The sequence below is a fragment of the Paenibacillus sp. H1-7 genome, from assembly GCF_022354825.1.
Taxonomy (GTDB): Bacteria; Bacillota; Bacilli; order Paenibacillales; family NBRC-103111; genus Paenibacillus_S.
In genome coordinates this window covers 2,724,278-2,745,035 of the sequence record NZ_CP031168.1, presented here as the reverse complement: position 1 = coordinate 2,745,035, position 20,758 = coordinate 2,724,278, and the positions used below count along the sequence as shown (strand labels likewise).

Below are 20,758 nucleotides of genomic sequence, written 5' to 3'. Positions count from 1 at the left end.
CATGTGTTTAGACGACCCCTTCCTCACCCATTTTTTTGGCGATATAATTAGAGGCTGCGACCAGCACCAGACCGACGATGGATTTGAATAAGCCGACAGCCGTGCTGTAGCTGTACTGCCCCTCCGTGATGCCCGTCGAGTACACGTACGTATCAAATACCTCGCCGATGTCGCGGTTCATCGCGTTAAGCATCAGCCATATTTGCTCGAAGCCGGTGTCGAGAAAGTTTCCCAACCGCAAAATGAGCAAAATGACAATCGTGGAACGGATCGCAGGCACCGTAATGTGACGCAGCTGCTGAAACCGATTCGCCCCGTCGATCCGGGCCGCTTCATATAACTGCGGGTCTACGCCGGCCAGCGCCGCAAGGAAAATGATCGTGCCCCAGCCGGTCTCCTTCCATATCACCTCCGCGGTGATAAACGTCCGGAACCAGTCCGCGCTTAGCAGAAAGTTGATTTTGTTGAATCCAAGCGACTCCAACGCTTCATTAACCAAGCCGCCTTCGGTTGTAAAGAACAGGTATACGATCGATACGATTACAACCCATGACATGAAGTGGGGAATGTACACGACGGTCTGAATCATCCGTTTGAACAGCTCGAGGCGCAGCTCGTTCAGCATCAGCGCGATTACAATAGGCAGCGGGAAGAAAAAGACGATATTGTAGATCGCGAGCACGAAGGTGTTTTTGAGCAATTTCCAAAAGAGCGGGTCTCCGAAAAACCGGTCGAAATGCTTCATCCCGACCCATTCGCTATCCCAGAAACCGAGAAACGGCTGATAATTTTTGAAAGCGATCAATACCCCGTACATCGGAATGTATTTGAAAACAAGAAAATAAAGGATGCCGGGAAGCAGCATCAGGTAAAGCCAGCGATTCCGCAGCATGCGCCGTATGCGCTGCCGGCGGTACAGCATATCGCCAGATACATTGACGGCCGCTGCGGCCGATTCCGTGGTCATAACGCTCCTTCCTTTCTCTCAATGAATATGCCGTGGATGGTCTCCACAAACTGCAGAGTTGATTCACCGGTGAACCTATTCTGGCTGTCACTTCTGCATCATAGGGTAAGGCTTTCATTGCCGTCCATAGTCATTCCGGCACGTAATTGCAAAGACACGAAAAAAGCCTTGCAGCAGCGGCTTACAAGGCTTGATTGTCATTAAAGGAGGCCATATAGTCATTTCTTGATTCATGGATTTGAGGCGGATACACCGGCTCCCGTTACGCAAAGAAGACGAGAAGGCTGATCTTCAGCCTGCTCGCCTTCCTAGTTGTTCAGTCTTATTAATACACGTCACGCTGGTAACGTCCCTGCTCCTGCAATTCTTTAAGATAGGCTTCAGCAGCTTCGCGGCTCAGCTGGCCTTCTTTTTCAATAATGTCAATCAAGGTATTGTGAACATCCTTCGCCATGTTTTGCTTATCGCCGCATACGTAGAAGTAAGCTCCGCGCTCAAGCCACGCGAACAGCTCCTGACCGTTGTCTTGCATTTTATGCTGCACGTACACTTTCTGATCCGTATCGCGGGAGAAAGCTGCGTCGATTGTGGTCAGGGCGCCTGCTTGCTGATATTGCTCCAGCTCCTGCCGATAAAGGAAATCCGTCGCGGAATGCTGATCGCCAAAGAACAGCCAAGCTTTGCCTGTCGCCTTGCCTGTCGCCTTGCTCACCGCACGCTCTTGAATAAAGGAACGGAATGGTGCGATACCTGTTCCTGGTCCTACCATGATGATGTCCGTCTCCGAGGATTCCGGCAGATTAAAGTGTTTGTTAACTTGAACAAAGACCGGAACGGTAGCTCCTTCGTTCAGGCGCTCTGCGCACATAACAGAGCATACACCTTTGCGCTCGCGTCCATGCGCCATATAACGAACTGCGCCGATCGTGAGGTGGACTTCCTCCGGATTCGCTGTCAGGCTGCTTGCAATGGAATACAACCGTGGCGGCAATTTTCTTAGTAAAGCGGTAATATCCTGTGCGGAAGCTTTCCAAGGAGCAAAATCGCTCAGCAAATCCAGTACATCTCGACCGTCCGTATAAGCCTTCAATTTTTCCGCATCCGCCACCAGCTGCTTCAGCTCTTCATTCTCTGAAAGCTCAGCTGCCTGCTGAACGATTTTTTTGGATAGCAGGGTAATCTCGAAATGCTTCAAAAGCGCTTCTTTCAACGGAAGCGTTTCATTCTGTTTATTAATGACAACCGGAGTCTCCGCATCCCACTTCATAACCTCAATAATGAGAGCTACCAGCTCCGGATCGTTTTCAGGAACAATACCTAGGCAATCGCCGGGCACATAGGACAGACCGGAGCCCTGCAACGACAACTCAATATGGCGTGTTTCTTTACTGGAGCCTTCTCCATTTAAATTGACGTTTTTCAACACTTTTGCTTGAAACGGGTTGGTTCTGGAAAACAAGGAAGGTGATTTTTCGACATCAGTAGCCTGCATTCTCTTCACTCCAACAATTTTTTTACATTTAGAATATCACATGCCGCATAACTTAGAAATGATTTTTCATGAATCATCCTATAGATCTTTACCTATTCTTCATAATTGTACACAATTGATAACATGTTTAAAACAACTATTCTGCTTCCGCATGTAAAAAAAGCTCCGTATTAAGTCCATTCTTTGTAAGAAATTTCGGTTTATCTTGAAACCTAATCTTTGCCGGTCAATAGCCGTCTCCCAAACTGCAGTCGCGCTTCAAGCTCGATCCTGCTTTTACAATCTTCGCAGTAATGCATTCCTTTAAAGTTACGTTTCAAGTTGTCGTAGGCTTGAGTCCCCTCGAAGGCATTAAACGCCTTTTTGCAGCTATAACAGGTCGAATGCAAACGAAATCCGTTGGAGAAGTCCTGCACCAAAATCCCCCTCTCATTAATCGCGGCAAGCTCCAGCATTATTGACGGGACAAACGTGATGCGTTATAACGGAGTAAAATCAAAATAACACACTGTATTATTTATTTTAATACAGTGTGTTAAATAAGACAAGGGGCGTATACGGTTGCCGAAAATCGTGGACCATGAACAAAAAAGAAAACTGATCGCTGAATCGGCATGGAGTATTATCGAAGCAAAAGGGATCGAGCATGCGTCAATCCGCGCCGTCGCCGCTGCGGCAGGGCTATCGCCTGGGGCCTTGCGGCATTATTTTTCAACCCAGGACGAGCTGCTATTATTTATCGTGGATTATTATTTGACGAGAGGAGTTACAAGGAGAGGGGAGCTGCATATAAGCCGTATTCCGCTGAAGGCTGCGAAGGAAATTCTATTAGAGCTGCTTCCTATGGATTCAGAAAAACGAACTGCAGTCGGTGTCTGGTGGGTATTCGCCATCCGTTCCCTCACTAGTTCGGCCTTACAAAATAAAAAGGACGAGCTCACTGACGGATTACATTACCTGACTAAAGCCGTCCTCGATATTCTAGCTAAGGCGGAGCTTCTCCCTTCTTCGATAGACGTCGAACTCGAAACATATCGATTGGCTGCAATCGTCGAGGGCTTGACAAGCCTAGCCTTGCTTCGCCCGGAGGTCTACACACCGGAGACTGTTGAGCGGATCGTTACCCGGCATCTCCGAGAGCTTTGTGCGAGCATGTCGGATGAATAAGCTTCCGATGCTGCTTCAATGCCGTAATGCTGCAATGCTATAAGTTTAGGGAGCAGTTGTCACAGCAATCTGCTCCCTTAAATCGTTCCTTCACCGCTATTCACTGCTCTCGATTCATCGAGTCATGAGCCATTCGTTGTGCTTCCAGTTCACGCGTTTATTTATGGGACAACAAGAATTCGGCATCCCGGATGAGGTAATCTGCGTATGGAGCTGAAATATGCTTGCCCTTTTGAGCATTGACATGGTTAACAAAAGCAGCCAGATTGCCGGAGGCCAATTGGCTCTTTAAGCTGTTTGCAATACCTGCGTTATCGATCCATCCGGCATTACTAAAGCGCTCGATCAATGCTTGTAATGCTTGGATGCTTGTTGATGCCTGGAACCTAATCGTTTGGCTGCTTACGTTTCCTGCCAGATCGCTTGCAGACACATTGAATATGTGCGGACCGAGTGGAAGTGTATAAAGCGGGACTATCATGCCTTGTTGTACTTCATTCGCATCGAGAGTTATTGTCGTCTTGCTGTTATCAACCCCCGATAAGTAATCGCTAAGCGACAAGACCGGCGATAGTTCCATGGAATTGTCAATCGTACCGTACACCACACCGGTCACTGTAATCACCGGGGCTGTCTTATCCAGAGTGAAGACAATCGTTGTGGCTTCCTCCACGTTGCCGGCGTTATCTACGCTCCAATAAACGATCGAATGTACCCCCTCGGTTGAGATTGTAACGGAAGTCCCCGCTTGTGTAGTCCCTCGGTCTACCGAATAGTAGGTTGCCGCTACTCCGGAGCCGTTGTCTACAGCGTTGAAGCTGATAGTAGTATCCTGATTCGTCGGGACCTTCGGTGCGTTATCCGTCGTAACGGGTGCTATTGTATCTTTGTCAGCAAGATAGCCTAATTTATGTGTGTACAGAGGACTGGCAGGTACCGGGCGCATAAAAGTAACGTCAGGTAAACTTCCGTCAGGTTTTCTAGGTGCAGATAATTGGGTCGTATCCAAGCTTACAAAATCTGCGTCCGTAATGTTGAGACCGCCATTGATTGTCCATGAATTATTCGTTACATTTTCCGAAGGATTATTATCATTTATTATTGCCTTACCAACATAAGCAACGTTATCATGCAATACTTCTCTGTAGCCGGGGATGTCGCCGACTTGAGTCGGACTTACTCGCTCCAGCATATCGAAGTTAGCTCTGCCATTTTTATAGGCCGTATTATTAGTCCAGTTAGCTGCTTGACCCGGCTGATGATTAGCATAAAAGCCGGCACCACCGTTATTTACAGCTAAGGAATATTTAACGGTATGAACGGGCAGCGGACTAGGAAGTCCTTCTGTTCTAGTAGTATATCCGCCGACTTTAAAACCGTTTTTATCGCCTTTCCCATCCTGATTTCCCCTATGATTGAAGGACCAGGAATGGTCATAGATCACCGGCGCGCTTGAACTGATGCTGTCAAACCCGTCGTCACTGTTATTCCATGCACGGGAATTAATGAACGAAACGGGACCCGCATGAGCACCAAAACCATCTGTATTTCCAGCCGATGTATCCGTCGGTCCAATGTTGTTGTATGAATCACAATTAAGAACTATTCCCGTCCCTCTTGTAGTAAAGTAAAAGCCGTTAGCTTCATTATCATGAGCAGCTACATTCTCGAAATCGGCTTGCCCAATAACTCGAAAAACTTCGGATTGCTTTTGATTCCCTACTTTAACTCCGGTCACATCAAAGCCTTTGAATTTAATACCCGTTACTTTATCCGCTACACGAAAAGCAGCCACACGCAGATTCGTCGGCACATGTTTGAAATCAAAGACAGGCCTTTCTCCAGGATATGCCTCATATGTAATTCCGCTCTTAGTAATATCATGGACATAGTTATAATTACTATCGGTATTCGCAATTTCAAAATCATCATATACTCCTCCGCGAATATATACGGTATCCCCAGAGGACGATGCTGATTGCGCTTTCATTATGCTTTTGAAAGGAGCAATCTCCGTTCCTGAATTGCTATCATTACCCGTTGGAGAAATGTAATAGCTTGCTGCAAATACTGAGGTGGATATAACAAATAATGCAGCTAAACTAATCGTTATCGTAGCGACACCAATTTTACCAATCTGGCTCATAGATAAAACCATAGATTTTAATGAGGCTGCCATAGTTATTTCACTCCTTTTTAGTCTATCTCCATTACAACTCTAACACCTATGCCGGGAGTTTTCGCGTCGGTTCCGGAGGCATTACGATAGGCTGAGCGAACCATGGTATGGTCGTCTCCCCAAGCCCCTCCGCGCATTACACGAGATTCACCTGAAGGCGGACCTTGCGGGTTCACGACATCACCTTGCGGATATGCCGCTGCATACCAGTCATTACACCACTCCTGAACGTTACCGTACATATCGTAAAGTCCCCAAGCATTGGGCTTTTTCTGACCTGCAGGATGAGTCCCATTATTGGAATTTTCCTGAAACCAGGCATAGTCGCCTAGAGATGATTCATTATTACCAAAATGCCATGGGGTGCTTGTTCCTGCACGTGCCGCAAATTCCCATCGTGCTTCCGTTGGCAGGGTAAATTTACGTCCGGTCTTTTCTTGGAGTTTGTTTAGAAATAGTTGAGAGTCATCCCAGCTAGCACTGTCAACAGGTCGTTTATCGCCTTTGAATTTACTTGGATTGGTTTCCATCAATTCTTCCCATTGCTCCTGGATCACCTCATATTTCCCCAGATAAAAGGGTCTTGTGATCGTGACCTTGTGTTCCGGAGCCTCATCCCCCTCTCCCGTAGTCAAAGAAGATCCCATTGTAAATGATCCTGGATTAATCAGAACCAATTCCATATTCCTGCCGTGCCCGATATCAACGCTTACTGTTTTTGGCAGATGTACTGGAACGGTTTGTTCAGACTTTTGATTACTGTAATAGATTAGACTGGCACCTGCTATACCTAAGACTACCCAAAATGTTAGTAGCGAAGACTTCATTTTCATAGGCACCTTCCTATTGCGTTCGTGTCATAGGTATTATCCCCTCCTCTCCTACTTCGCACTCGCGGATTGCAGCGCATTGTTTACTTCTTCTTCGGTTGTACGAAGCATAGTATTGATGTCCATCTCTCCGTTGACTACTTTCATCGCATTTGTCGTATATTTTCCTAACACTCCGGCTTTGCTTTCACTCACTGTTTTTTCTGCCATTGCCGGAAATTTGGAGAAGAACGCCGAGAAATTTTTGTCCTTGTACGCTGAATTTTGCCCAAGTGTTTTCTGAATCGTCTCGTCCTTCAATACGGTCATGATCCCGTTCTTGGAAGCTTCCAGCTGATACTCATCGGATGTGAGGAACTTGATAACCTCCATTGCGGCATCTTTATTCTTAGACATCTTCGTCACGGAGATCACTCCCGGATAGGCTTGCGCGCCGACGCCTGGCAGCTCCTTGAATGTAGGGAAGGTAACCACATCCCAGTTCATCGAAGCCATATCCTGGGCAAATACTACCGCCAGCAAAGGAGAGGCTGTATACATGGCTAATGTTTTCTCCTTGACGAAGGTGTTGGAATCAGGAATTTTGCCTTTCGATTGCTCAATTTTTTTCTTGTAGATATTATTTTGCGTAGGGCGGATTAGCATCGTATCGATGACTTTTTTCCAAGTGTCGTTATTGATCGTAGCTTTATTGGTGGAGCTATCTACAAGCGGAAGTGAGAATTGATTGGAAACGAATACTTGGTTCAGGGATGGGGATAAGCCCGTGTAGATAACACCGCTCTCTTCCCGGGTCACTTGGTTCGAAAGCTCGATGATTTCATCCCAGGTCATTCCATCCTTAGGATAAGGCACGCCAAACTTATCAAAGAGATCTTTATTGTAATAGAGGGCCATTCGGTCATTATAAAGCGGCAAACCGTAAATTCCCCCGCCGGACGTCTTCTTCAGTGAATCGATCATGCTCGATTCGAAACGGTTCAAGTCGACGTTATGCTGCTTAATCAAATCCATCATATCGAACGCCGTTCCGCTGTCGAGTACGGAGCTAGTGAACGATGCAATGGAATCCCACTGAATATCGATTTGAGCGCCGGAGGTCAACAGCTGCTGCAAATCCGTACTGTTCGGTACACGCTGAATATATTTAATGGTGTAGTTCGGAAACTTTTTGCGGATTGCGTTACCGAATCGCTCGTTAAAGTTCTCCTCGGAATCCTTACTCACGGAATAAAATACAAGCTCTACCGGCTCCGTATTTTTCTTGGCTTCCTCTACTTTGCCTTGGGTTGGCGTCCCGGAGCTGCTGCAGCCCCCCGCTACTAGAGATAAAGTCGTGAGCATCGTCAAACGAATGGTCCAGTTCTTCTTCTGTCTCATGGAAATCCTCCTTATATATCCTCTTGATTCATTACATCTCATTTCATCTCATCGTCTTCCATTTGAGCTTGCCTGTGTCATATGGGAATATTTACCAATCACTATAAGATATGTAACCGTATTCAAAGAGCGTTGCGACGAAGCCAAGCCTCCGCTTTCTCCACCTGATTGCATCATCCTCCTTAGAACGATTACCAGTCACTGCCTTCAGCTGCAGCTTTCCTGCGTCCGTTGTTGGGAGACGGTATATGAGTCTGCACTAGCTTGAAGCATTCCCCTACACCGCCGCAACATCTTTTCGTAGGTAGCTATAACCCTTCCGGTAATTTGGTTGTTTCTCGCTCAACGAACGTAAGAGGCACTTCCATTTCTCGAACCTCATCCTCCTTTGATCTTCCTTCGAGCTTGTTAATCAATTTATGAATGACCGACTGGGCTTGATCCATATAGGGTATTTCCCAGCTTGAAATTCCCGGATAGCTGTTAATGGCTATGTAATCGTTATTAACACCAATCAGCATCAAACGCTCGGGAATAGGAATGTGCAGTTTGTTCGCAGCGGACAACAGCTTCAATGCAATATTATCGTCAAAGGCAATGATACCGATTCGCCCCGAATGCCGCTGTACCAAATCCGTCAAATAACGCTCATAATCCAACTCTTGAATATCCGTAGATTCATGAAGTAAACCGCTTCCATATTTATCGATTCCATCCCCAAAACCAAGCCGCCGCCGTTCATCGATAATCTTTGAGCCTTTGTGCCCTACATAACAGAGCATGGTACACCCTCGATCAGCCAGAACCTTGCATGATTGCTCGCAGGCACCGGCAATTCCCAGATTAACCGAGCCGATCGAAATATCCTCAGGCCAGCTCCAGCCGTTAATCAATACCAAGGGGGTGCCTTGATTCACAATGGATCTGGTAGCCTCCATCCCCATGGCCAAGCCATGGCAAATGAGACCGTCTACTCTTCGCTGTAACAGTACTTCCAGATGTCTTCGCTCAATGTCAGGGTTCAGCCCGTTGGAAGAAAAAACGGTCAGATGGTAGCCGGCATGGTGCGCTTCTAGCTGCAAATGCTCTGCTAACATACCATAGATGCTCTTAAAGCCTGGTATAATGAGACCGATTTCAAATGTTTTCTTTCGACTTAACCCCGCTGCCATTATGTTTCGCCGGTAGCCCAGTTCATCGGCTGCCAATTCAACCTTACGAATCGTTTCTCTAGATGTTCGAATTCCACCTCGGTTGAGGACATTGGAAACGGTTGCAATTGAGACACCTGCAAATTCCGCTACATCGACTATGGTGACTTGTTTGGTCTTACTCATCAGCAATTCATCTCCACTTTGTTAAACGTTTAACACACTTATTAGATTATGCTTAAACGTTTAACATGTCAAGAAAAAAATGGAAGCTAAGGCGAATTAATGAACTATCCATTTCGGTTTTCCAATGTAAACGTTTCAAGGTTAAGTTTCTTGTAAGTTTTGCAGAAAACTCTTGATTCATTGCCAGAAATAATAATAAGATGGAACAGTTCGATTTAGCATTCACAGGTCCTCCTTGAAGCTTTCATTTTATTTACAACGGAAGGTGATCATAACCTCATGGAATTAACACAAACCCAGATCAGGAATGAAGCTTCGAAAAAACCATTCCCCATATCATTGATATCCTTAACCATGGGTGCCTTTGCCATCGGGATGACGGAGTTCGTCATTATGGGTCTATTACCCAACGTCGCTGCCGATCTAGGTGTCAGCATCTCGGCCGCCGGCCAGCTCATTACGATGTACGCGCTCGGCGTTGCCGTTGGAGCCCCGATTCTGACGGTGCTGACCCACAAAATTCCGCAAAAGAAACTGCTAGTCTTTCTGATGCTCTTATTTATTGCGGGAAATATCCTTTCCGTCGCAGCTCCGAACTATACGGTGCTGATGGGAGCCCGCTTAATCACCGCCCTGACGCATGGAACCTTTTTCGGCGTGGGCGCCGTTATTGCTTCCAAGCTGGTATCTCCGGATAAACAAGCCGGCGCTGTGTCGATCATGATGGCCGGTCTAACTATCGCCAATATTATCGGCGTCCCGTTGGGTACCTTCATCGGCCAGCATTTGGGCTGGCGGGCTTCCTTCGCCACGATTGCCGTCATGGGAGCCATTACCCTGGTCGGAATCCTGATGTTCATACCGCAAATGCGGCAGGATAAGCCCGTAAGCGTCATGCAGCAAATTTCGGCACTCACAAGCCACAAGCTGCTGCTCTTCCTACTGATCGCGGTGCTCGGGAATGCCGGTTTGTTCGCCGTATTTACGTACATTACCCCGCTGCTTGTGCAAGTTACCGGTTTTGCCGAGCATAGCGTCACATGGATACTCGTTTTATTCGGCTGCGGCGTGACCATCGGCAACATCATCGGCGGCAAGCTTGCGGATTGGAAGCTGATGCCTTCCATTATCGGCATTTATTTGACCATCTGCGTGCTTCTTACCTTCTTTACATTTACGGTCCACAGCCCGATTGCTTCGGTGGTGACCATTTTCCTCTGGGGCGCCGCATCCTTTGCCGTATTCCCCGGCATGCAGGTGCGCATCATGAGCTTGGCGCAATCGGCGCCGGCGTTGGCCTCGACGACCAGTCACTCCGCCGGCAATTTGGGAAACGCCACCGGCGCTTTCATTGGTGGTACGGTGATTACTCACCTGTCTATCACCTCGTTGCCTTGGGTCGGAGCGCTGCTAGTTGCCTCAGCTCTGATTCTAAGCATCGTCTGTTACCGATCCGACCGGAAGGCGCGTTAATTGTGACGAAGCGTTTCAGAATCAATTAAGAAGATGGCTCCTGACAAATACAGGAGCCATCTTCTTTCGGTTTAAAGCTTGTGTACAATGAACTAATGATTTCCTGATTGATCATGAGGCACTGTGACGGTTGAAGTAGTAACCGCTTGGTTGCCTGCTTTATCGGTTATCGTATACTTGATTGTGTAAATACGCCCCGATCCTGTACCCAGCCTTGCAGCGCGTAAACTAAAGGATGTAGCTGCAGTGCCCAAATCGGCTGCAATATCATCTTGACTGCCAGCAGGCTCGTTGCTCGTAATGGAGGTTAACTCCACAGAAGCAACGCCTGATCCCGTATCGTTCGGATGAAGTGCTGCATCGATAACGACCATTTGATTATTCGGCGGCCATATCGACGTTTTATCCAATTGAACGGATAGCGATGGTGCCGTTTTGTCAATCTTAAACTCTACAGTTTGAGTCACTTTTACATGGCCTGCTTGATCCGTACCGCGATAATGGATGGTATACAGCCCGTCACCGAAGGCTGGCAGGGTTCCAGTGTAGGCAGTCCAAGGCCCGTTATTTACTTGGTATTCGAATTTCACCACACCGGCCATATTGTCGCTTTCTGATAAGCTTACCGTTACATTCGACGTATACCATCCGTTGCTTCCGTCAGGTACGGCAGGACTTAGATTCAGCATCGGAGGTGCTGATTGAATCGTGATGTCGTCTATATAAGCCGTAAATTCACCTTCTGCAGCGTTATCGTACGCGGCTATAACAGCGACTATCGTCTTGCCTGCAAAAGAAGAGTTTACGTAATAAGTTAATTCCTCCCATTCCCCTACTTTACCTTTGGCATTTTTGCCGTCAAAACCATACGTGTCGCTCAAATAAGTACCGTCATCAAACAACAGATCAATGAAAACATGCCGGCCTAAGTCATTTTCTGGTTTCATAAAATAAGAAAGCTCTAGATTTTTTTGAACTTTTATTTTCGTTGGCGCAATTCGCGCATAAAGTTGAGAGTTTTCTGAGCGGCCTTCCGATGTACCGTTGAATCGGAAAGAATACGCTCCTCTATTATAAGTATCTTTTTCTATGGCAAAGGAATCTGAAGCAAGATCCGTATGTTGCCGCTTCAAAATGGCCGGATTATCACGTTCATTCGCATCATCGGGATTGTATATACCTACGTCAACGTTGGTCAGCTCCCCGCCCATAGCTACGCGTTTTTCAAAGCCGTTCCGCCAATAAACAGGGCCTGTCGAATGCTCGACCGGTACCACATAGCTTACAGGGTTATCCTCGGTTATATCACGTTTAGATAAATTAGCGATGGCTCCTGCCAGCCGCAAATAATAATCGGATGAAAGCCATGTACCTTCTGATGCATGTGTATAAACATACTGCTCGCCTTTCGGTATCATATAGGAATCTTCAGCACCTTTCATAATTGCAGTGCCTTCGTCATACTCGTCAAACATTGCTATATACATGGACTTTAATCCATGTTCTCTTAAAAGCGCCGCTTGGGTCCACATGAAATCTCCGCTGTCTCTAGGTATCTCAAGCGGCGGCGAGTTGACTCCTTTCCTCATGTTCGACCATGCAAATCCAGGGAAAATAACTGGCTGGAAGTCTACTCCGTATTTCTCGCAATAAGCCAGCTCGGTATCTAACCGCTTCCACCAGTTTTTGGCGCCCTCTGTGCCTGAGAACCGTCCTACCGTCCAAGGAGAAGCCATGTCAATGGACTGATAAACCTCGGCATAATCATTTGTTACCGACGCCCATGTATTATCAGGTAACCCTCCAATAACATAGTAGCCCCTGTCTTGGAACCAGTGAATAAGAGTCAGCGCCACTTCGGCGCTCGGATATCTTGTCGGATTATTTCCCGCAAGACCCCATAAGCAGACCACCGGCTTACCATTGGCATGGGCATAGCTCGTTGAGCTTACAATGCCTTTTCGTTCGATATTATAAACCCAATCTTTCTTGATTCTTTCTATTGCTGCGTCCCCTGCACTTCCGGACCCTGACATATCATACATGACATAGAAAAGCTTGTTATACTTTTCAGCCGCCTCTTGAACCAGGTTAATATGATTTTTTACCGGAATTTCAGAGACCTGTGTTTCGTTATAAAATCGCTGAACTGCTAACCCGTCTATGCCATAATCACGCAACCAAGAAGCATGCAGATCCACCACGTCTTTATTCTTAGATGTAAACAGCTTAGCTTGTTCTCCGTTTTCCAGGTTATCAAAATCTGTATTGAAAAGAGCCGTGTCGGGATATTCTCTTACATCCGGCCAAAGTTCAACATTAAGCTTTCCAACTCCAGGCCTTGCTCCGGAGCCCCAATGAACCCATCCTGTATTGGTTTCAGTAGCAGCAAACCACATTTGGTAACCGGAAACCGTTTTTCCAATCATGTTATTACTTGGAGTCTGTTCGGCAAATACAGGAGGAGCTGTCTCATCTATAGGGGTATCCTTACCGCCGGCAATGCGTATGCTTTTTACGTAAAAATTCCCGCCGGCAGCCGATATTCTGAAATCAGCGCCGCCATTTTGTTTTTTGTTCATTTGCGCATCGCTTACTACGATTCTAAGTGTTACTAGTTCTCCCGTATTATACAGCTGTATGAAGTGTCTGTTATTGTAAGCATGCCCTGTTGATTTCTGGCCAAGCTCCAAATAGGGCCTATTGGACCCAACATCATAATACTGAATTGTAAAAATCACGTCTTCGATGCCTCTGAGGGGAGAGTCTGCCGGTAATGTACCATACAGATATTTATTGGTATTAATACGCCCGACAATATCTCCTTTATACTCTTCTACGAAAGTCTGGGCTTCGGAAGAAGGATTCCCGTTATATCTGGTATAGGTCACTCCTTTTTCCACTACCGTTTCACTGAACTCAAGCAAAGCGTAGTAGGGTACGGACGATACAGATACGGAATAGGTTCCTTTTATAGTTTGATCGGCTGTGGATGATGCGGTTACTATTAATGAAGCAGCGGTTTCATTATTTGCGACCGTTAATAGACCGGTATCGCTAATCGTCGTTCCACTGGTGACGGCCTCATGATCTTGATTCACAACAGACCATGTCACGGTTGGCGTCGTTGCATTAGTTGGCGTTATTTCCGCAATAAATTGAAGCGTTCCGCCCTTTTCAACCTCTGTAGCCGTGGCGGTTACATGTATATTCGTAATTTTCACTGACGGCGTCTTTGTTACGGTTACGGACGCTACTTTCAAATCAGCATTCGTACCTGCACCACCGCCTTCTAACCCTATCCTAAAGTCGGCCCCGTTCGTTCGATTCGCAAATGCAGCATCGTTCAGCTCGAACGTATGCGTTTTCCAGGTTCCTGTATTGGTGTACGCTGCCAAAGGCGCGTCTTTGAAGGCTGCGCTTGTCGAATCGTAGTTCAGCAGCAGCTTTCCGCCGCCTTCGTCAAAATATTTAACAGTGATCTGAACGTCTTGGGTATTGTTTTGAAGATAAGCGTCATCTACATTCATGTAAAAATAATACGTGCCCGGACTGGCGGCATTATTGTTCGTCTGCCAATACGTCGTACCGGCTACCGTTCCTGTCAGCAAGCCGTTTGGGTTGTCGCCCGCCCATGCATGGATCCCGTTTTCAACTGGGGTCGGCCCCAGCGTTATGCTGACTCCGTCCACAGACGCTAATGCCTCGTTCGGATAGATTTGTACTGCAGTCAGAATCAAGAGCAGGACTAGAATTCGGGCAATAGCGGATGTGAAGTTGCTACGGTTTACATATTTATACAATAATTCCACGTTCTTTCCCTCCTTAGGTTCTTCTTAATTCGTCCCTTCAAAGCTGGAAAGCTGGAACCATTCGCAGGAATGGTCCGATCGATTTAATAGCTGATCCTCATTGTTTTGATCTCAAAAGGCTTAAAGGTAAGCTGAACATCGTTTTTAGCCTCCAAAGCCTGGATATCTTCCTCCAGCATGTTGGTTAATGTGGCTTTCATTACATTCTTATTAAACGCCAGAGTTGAATTCGTATAGGTGCCTTCAGCTTCGTAAAGTCTGATTATGTAAGCTTTTTCGTTATCTTCGCATGGCTTGATCGCTTCAATGATGATATTGGATTCACTAACGCTGATAAACTTTTCAAAGCTGCATTCACCTGGAATCATAATCGGCTTATAATTAAACTCATAGGCAGGCTTGATTACGGAATCTGCATCAAATCCGCTGCTATGCGGCAAAAAAGCATAGGAGCACATATGCTCGCCCTTGTCTCCCCTGAAATCCGGACGGCAGCCGCCTTTATGCAAGGTCAGAGCAACCTGTGAATGATGTACGGATATGCCGTACTTACAGTCGTTCAATATCGTGACGCCGTACCTGTTTTCTGAAAGATCGGTATATTTATGATTGCAAACTTCAAACTTTGCTTTTTCCATATCCGTATTGCGGGTTGTTGGGCGCTTTATGTAGCCGAATTGAAGCTCTTGTCTCGCAAAATCCGCAAAAACATTCGTATCGAATACGGTCTTCAGCAATCTATGATCATCTTGCCAATTCATCATCGTTTCAAATGTAACCTGCTTGCTGTCGCTATAAAAAATAATATCCTGAATCAAGCTTGATTTTTCGGTCAGCTTATATGTATTACGGATTCTAAATTCGACTAAACCGTCCGATATGATTTCGCTATCCAGGAGAACGGCACAATCCTTGAATTTAAGCTCAATATCGGCGTCGATGTCCCAGCTGTCCCAAGCGGTGGGTACATCCTCAGCGATAAGCAAAGTATTTAGGGCATAGCCTTGACCTCGTAGTTCTCTGTTCAGACTCTTGTCGATAAATGACGTAATATATTTTCTGTCATCAAGAACCACTCGGATTAGTGGAGTATCCAGTACAGTGCCGTCAAAAGCAAAGCAGGAGCCTTCTCCAGGATCGCCTGGAACTCGTTCAAGCACCACAGACGATAAAGCTTCTACGGTTACGCCTGAAACAGCCAGCTTTTTATTACCCGAAATATCCGTTCCGATTTGCTGTTGGTATTCTCCTTTTACAACATACCCTTCTACATAATCCAGATAAATGACATCGCTGCGGTCGAACGATAATGTGTTTATTATCGAAATCTTGTTCTCCACCGCTTTGACCGGCACGGTCTGTCTGATTAATTCATCGGCTTTTTGAATGATGTGCGTTGTTTCCGAAATACTTCGGTCATGGACTGCCGGAATCGACGTGCCGGGCAATATGTCATGAAATTGATTGACAAGAAGGGTTTCAACAAGAGGCTTAATATGGATATCGCTGCATATGGAATCAGTATTCACTGCATTTCGGACTGTGAGGTATTCGAGATCGTGCAGACGGATTTCCGATAATCTGTTATTGCGTTTTATTGTATGCTGATTCGTGAGAGTTCCCCGATGAAGCTCCAGATAGAGTTCGCCGGCATAGACGGAAGGGGATGTAATGGACTGCTCCAGCCTGCGCATAAAATCACCGACAAACATGGTCTCCACTCTCGGACACCCTTCCAAATCGCTGCATCTCCGTGCCATTTCAATCATTTCAAATTGCGGCCCGCCGCCGCCATCGCCAAAGCCGTAAGCTAACAGACGCATATTGGATACCGTTTTCTCTGCAATAGTATCTCTCGATCTATGTCCGTCCAATACGAAGTCAATGCAGGTTTCCGGATCGGGCCATAAATGGGTCTTATTCAAATGTGTCAACACTCTCGTACCATCCAGCCCCTGCCAGTAAAAGGTATCGTATGGGAATTTGTTGGTATCGTTCCACGCCATTTTGGTAGTAAGAAAATAATCGACCCCGCAGCCCTTCATAATCTGCGGAATGGACGGACTATATCCAAACGTATCCGGCAGCCAAAAGCTGTTTGACATGTAACCGAAATTCTCCATAGTAAATCTCTGTCCCCATAGGAATTGTCGCAGCATCATTTCCCCGCCTACCAGATTACAGTCACACTCAATCCAGACAGCGCCATTCGGTTCATATCTGCCTGCTTTTACCGTATCTTTTATTTTTTCGAATAAATCAGGATAGTTGTCCTTAATCATTTTCCCATGATACGCAGAGCTCTGAACAAATTTGTACTCCGGATACTGCTCCATTAAGCTTATTTGATTGGAGAAGGTCCGGGTACACTTTTTAACGGTTTCTTCAATGGTCCAGCGCCATGCAGTATCCATATGGGAATGGCCGATAACTGCCGCAATGGGCGCTAGTGATGTATTTTTGTACTGATATAAGGCTTTAATTAATTTGCTGGCTTGTTCAATGGCATCAAAAAATGCTTCTTGCTCGATATTATCAGGAGAATAATAAAGAATCTCATGAATCTGCGTTAACGTTCTAATGATATTTGCCCTGACAAAACTGTTTTTGTCCAGTGCCCTGGCCATTTGATTAAAGGTCTTCAGGTCGAAGTAAAAATCCGCTATGCTCTCGTTCTTTACACAGATATCCATCGACTCGTATGTGTGCATAAAATCGGAGCGCGGTGTCGCCGCTAAAGGTTGACTCGCTATTGAAAAATGACCCGCATACGATTCCAATGCAATATCGATAATTTCTCCGGACTTCACACTAGACTTCAACAGATCACAGTAATGATTGCCATGGTTTGCGCTTGACGCAGACGTAAACGTCCCAAAAGGCGATCCGTTGACCCATAAAAGCGATTCGTGTCCTCCAACATGAGGTTTTAGAAACAGGGATTGATTATCTAATTGTTGCTTAACCTGGTATTTACCTTTAAACCAGCAATAATTCCCCTCGCCGCCCCACTTTTCACCCGGACTAGCCTTTATAAACAAATGACTCTCAGGGATTTGATGAAGTCTTTCCTGTGTCCTGTAAATTTCCGCATCAAAGGTATCTACCTTCGTGAAGATGAGCGGTTCTATCGTTTGTTCAAATCGTCTGAGCTTGCCCAGCATTCGTTCCGTCTGTTTTTCGTTCAGCATCTCTGTCTCCTCATTCCTTTTTCCAACTTTTTGTATATCTTCATCTCATCGAACAGTGCTACTTGACCTTCCTGGTATTGATGTCCTTAATAATGGCCTCATCCGCATCTCTTAGAGCTGTATTGATATCTTTGGCTCCGATGATCACGTTCTGGAATTCCTTCTTCACAATCTGTGATGCAGCATTACTATAACCTTGCAGCAATTCCGGACTTCTTGCAGGCGGCTCCGGGGCATATTGCTTCAGCATGAAATAGGCCTCGACTCGCTTTCCTTTATAAAGCGGATTGTTAGACATGAACAGCTTTTGAATGCTCGGTTCCTTCACTACAGGCGCCTTCCCCTTCATTGACAGTTCTTTTTGCACTTCATCCGAAGTCAAATAAGCGATCAATTGAAACGCCTCATTACGGTGCTTGCTCTGTTTAGTCAGGAGTAAATAAGTCGCATTGGCCTGAAAATTGACGCCCGGCTTCTCCTTATATGTCGGAACGGTTACAAGATCCCAATTGAAATTCACCTGGTCGCTATTATTATTGATTTGCATGGCTGAAAGCCCCTTTTCAAACAGAAGCTTATCTTCTTCCGGGTCAGATGTTTTTAAATCGAAGGTCAGTCCTGGAAGCTGATAAAATCTAAGGATGCTTTCCGCTAATTTCTTAAAATCCTCCGTAAGCAAAGCGGACTTCTCTTCTTTTGGATCCAAAATCGGCAAGGAGAGCTGATTATTTTCAAGAAGAACGTTCTGCCATCGCTCGCTGAAACCGCGGTACTGAACTCCGCCTTCGACTCTCGTGAGCTTCTTATCCAGCTCATACAACTCATCCCATGTCATACCGTCTTTGGGATAAGCGACCCCGAATTTATCAAATAAATCTTTATTGTATCTTAATGCGTAAACCGTGGACCAAATAGGCAGCCCGATGATCTTGTCTTGAAAATTCGACTTCATGATATTCACAAGAGCCGGTTCCAGACGGCTTACATCATAATTATGTTTCTTAATCATGTCGTCGATATCTCCAAATGTTTCGAATTCCGTTAAGGCGGGTATGGCTCCTTTACTCCCTACAACAATATCAGGAACTGCATTGGCGGCAATAAGGTCACGCATTCCAGTACCGGTTCCGGGTACGATACCCTTTAAGGTGTAGTTCGGGAACTTCTTCTGGGCAATAGGAACGACAATTTCATCAAACTCCTTTTGGCCCATAGAGTTCAGAAAAAAAGTAATTTCAACGGGTCCTTCTGATACAACCTCATCGTTTTTCATTCCGCTGTCCGTAGCTGTTTTGCTGCATCCCGCTATCACCACGAAAATACATAACAGCGTAGCTAAAAGTAAACGTTTTCTTAACATCCAAGGCCCTCCTGCCATAATAATAATTTTCCCTATAAGTTCGAGTATCGATGCCTAAGTACTTACGTTAAATGTGTTCACCTCCCCGAGCCATTAATTATCCATCCCAGTAAAATAATGCGCTTACAATCGTTCGTTCCATAACGGGTTTTCATGGTTCGAAGTGATTATAACACTCCCGTTTTGATCTGTAAATATGATGTATATTCTAATATAACTTTTATATCAATTAGTTGAATGTGATATAACGAAAAATAGCATAGTCAAAGTGCATTGCGCACCGACTATGCTTTGGTAAACCGTGGTTTTGCAGATCAACAAACTCTCGTTATTTTTTCCATACGAAGTCCACCCGCGTTTTGGTTACGGACTTTAAGCTTTACTATTAAATAATATAGTTGTATATTTGGTATATCAACTGATGGTAGGGAGTGGAGATGAATATGTCTATAGCCCGGAAGAGGCTTCCCATGTATATACAATTGAAAAACTACATCATCCAACAAATGAATCAGGGCATCTGGAAGCCTGGAGATAAGCTCCCTTCGGAAAATGAACTCGCCGAGCAATTTAACGTCAGCCGAATTACCGTAAAAAATGCGATGGCCGATATCGTCAAGCAAGGACTTATTTATCGGATTCAAGGGAGAGGCTCCTTCATCTCCGATGACGACTCAGGACAGCTGCTTTCGTTTGAGCAAAAAGATGACAGCCGTCCCATCGTCGCATTCCTTATGCCTCGCCTCAATAACTTGTTTACCGCCAACCTCATGACCGGTATAGAACAGGAACTGGCCGATCACGGCTACCATCTCGCGGCTAGATTGACCCATAATAATCAGGATATGGAAAATAAAATTTTGAAAGAGCTACACGAGCTCGGCGTAAACGGAATTATTATTTATCCGGTCGATGGGGAAACCTTCAACGATGAGATATTAAATTTAACTATTAATCATTTTCCCCTTGTCATCGTAGACCGATATTTTCGAGGACTCGACGCTAATCGTATTATCTCCGATAATTACACCGGTGCCTACGAAGCAACCAAGCATTTGACCGATCTTGGTCACACCAAAATCAGCTTTATCAGTACAAAGGTTTCCGGAACCACGAGTATCGAGGATCGATTGCACGGTTACGAGCAGGCATTGAGCGATTCCGGGCTGTTCATTGAATATCGCCTGAGACTAAGTTTGGGCACCGCATCGCCCGTCGAACAAATCAGGAGCTATTTAGCCGATAATCCGGATATTAAAGCGATTGTGGCAACGAATGCGGCTATCGGTCTAATGGCCAAAAAAGCTGCGCAGGCTTTAAGCCTGAACGTTCCGGGAGATTTGTCTATAGTCTGTTTCGACAATTATGAGCAGTCCGATTTGTCGGAGGTGCCGCTTACGTATATTAATCAGAACGAGAAAAATATGGGCAGAGAAGCTGCAAAGCTCGTTCTTTCGCTTATTGAGAACCCGAAGCAAGATCGATGCAGCATCGCTCTGCCCAGCCATCTTGTTATCCGGAGTTCGACTGCAAGCCCAGCTCCAGTTCGATCGGAAGCTTGATTTCGACG

At 45.8% G+C, this 20,758-nt stretch carries 12 protein-coding genes; 3 read left to right on the top strand and 9 right to left on the bottom strand.

Features of this window, described 5'->3' with window-relative positions; all coding sequences use genetic code 11:
• Nucleotides 1-7: 7 nt before the first annotated feature.
• Entirely contained in the window at nucleotides 8-922 is a 915-nt protein-coding gene (locus tag DVH26_RS12240; protein ID WP_239635348.1) for an ABC transporter permease, read from the bottom strand.
• Between the two features lie 370 nt (nucleotides 923-1,292).
• The gene (locus DVH26_RS12235) at nucleotides 1,293-2,459 is read right to left on the bottom strand and encodes a sulfite reductase subunit alpha (protein ID WP_239633962.1); all 1,167 of its coding nucleotides are present in this window, start codon (nucleotides 2,457-2,459) and stop codon (nucleotides 1,293-1,295) included.
• A gap of 561 nt (nucleotides 2,460-3,020) precedes the next feature.
• On the opposite strand from DVH26_RS12235, the gene DVH26_RS12230 reads away from it, so the two are divergent.
• Nucleotides 3,021-3,626, top strand: a complete 606-nt coding sequence (locus DVH26_RS12230; RefSeq protein WP_239633961.1) for a TetR/AcrR family transcriptional regulator — start codon at nucleotides 3,021-3,023, stop codon at nucleotides 3,624-3,626.
• Nucleotides 3,627-3,783: 157 nt separating this feature from the next.
• Here DVH26_RS12230 and DVH26_RS12225 read toward each other — a convergent pair whose 3' ends face one another.
• The 4 genes from DVH26_RS12225 to DVH26_RS12210 all read right to left on the bottom strand — a co-directional run bounded on the left by DVH26_RS12225 (nucleotide 3,784) and on the right by DVH26_RS12210 (nucleotide 9,352).
• Nucleotides 3,784-5,805, bottom strand: coding sequence for a right-handed parallel beta-helix repeat-containing protein (locus DVH26_RS12225; RefSeq protein ID WP_239633960.1), 2,022 nt, complete (start codon nucleotides 5,803-5,805; stop codon nucleotides 3,784-3,786).
• Between the two features lie 17 nt (nucleotides 5,806-5,822).
• A complete protein-coding gene (locus DVH26_RS12220) occupies nucleotides 5,823-6,638 on the bottom strand; it encodes a formylglycine-generating enzyme family protein (RefSeq protein WP_239633959.1) in 816 nt (271 codons plus the stop codon).
• A 48-nt stretch (nucleotides 6,639-6,686) separates the two neighbouring features.
• The gene (locus DVH26_RS12215) at nucleotides 6,687-8,015 is read right to left on the bottom strand and encodes an ABC transporter substrate-binding protein (protein ID WP_239633958.1); all 1,329 of its coding nucleotides are present in this window, start codon (nucleotides 8,013-8,015) and stop codon (nucleotides 6,687-6,689) included.
• A gap of 308 nt (nucleotides 8,016-8,323) precedes the next feature.
• Nucleotides 8,324-9,352: a LacI family DNA-binding transcriptional regulator gene (locus tag DVH26_RS12210; RefSeq protein ID WP_239633957.1), complete on the bottom strand. Its 1,029-nt coding sequence runs from the start codon at nucleotides 9,350-9,352 to the stop codon at nucleotides 8,324-8,326.
• A gap of 279 nt (nucleotides 9,353-9,631) precedes the next feature.
• Here DVH26_RS12210 and DVH26_RS12205 point away from each other — a divergent pair, with 279 nt between their 5' ends.
• Nucleotides 9,632-10,825, top strand: coding sequence for an MFS transporter (locus DVH26_RS12205; protein ID WP_239633956.1), 1,194 nt, complete (start codon nucleotides 9,632-9,634; stop codon nucleotides 10,823-10,825).
• 92 nt (nucleotides 10,826-10,917) lie between these two features.
• Here the strand turns inward: DVH26_RS12205 and DVH26_RS12200 are convergent, their stop codons facing one another.
• The 3 genes from DVH26_RS12200 to DVH26_RS12190 form a co-directional block, all read right to left on the bottom strand.
• Nucleotides 10,918-14,637, bottom strand: coding sequence for an OmpL47-type beta-barrel domain-containing protein (locus DVH26_RS12200; protein WP_239633955.1), 3,720 nt, complete (start codon nucleotides 14,635-14,637; stop codon nucleotides 10,918-10,920).
• Between the two features lie 83 nt (nucleotides 14,638-14,720).
• Entirely contained in the window at nucleotides 14,721-17,828 is a 3,108-nt protein-coding gene (locus tag DVH26_RS12195; protein ID WP_239633954.1) for an alpha-mannosidase, read from the bottom strand.
• 58 nt (nucleotides 17,829-17,886) lie between these two features.
• Complete coding sequence (locus DVH26_RS12190) at nucleotides 17,887-19,188, bottom strand: ABC transporter substrate-binding protein (RefSeq protein WP_239633953.1); 1,302 nt, start codon at nucleotides 19,186-19,188, stop codon at nucleotides 17,887-17,889.
• 470 nt (nucleotides 19,189-19,658) lie between these two features.
• Between DVH26_RS12190 and DVH26_RS12185 the strand changes: the two genes are divergently transcribed.
• The gene (locus DVH26_RS12185) at nucleotides 19,659-20,750 is read left to right on the top strand and encodes a GntR family transcriptional regulator (protein WP_239633952.1); all 1,092 of its coding nucleotides are present in this window, start codon (nucleotides 19,659-19,661) and stop codon (nucleotides 20,748-20,750) included.
• Nucleotides 20,751-20,758: the final 8 nt, after the last annotated feature.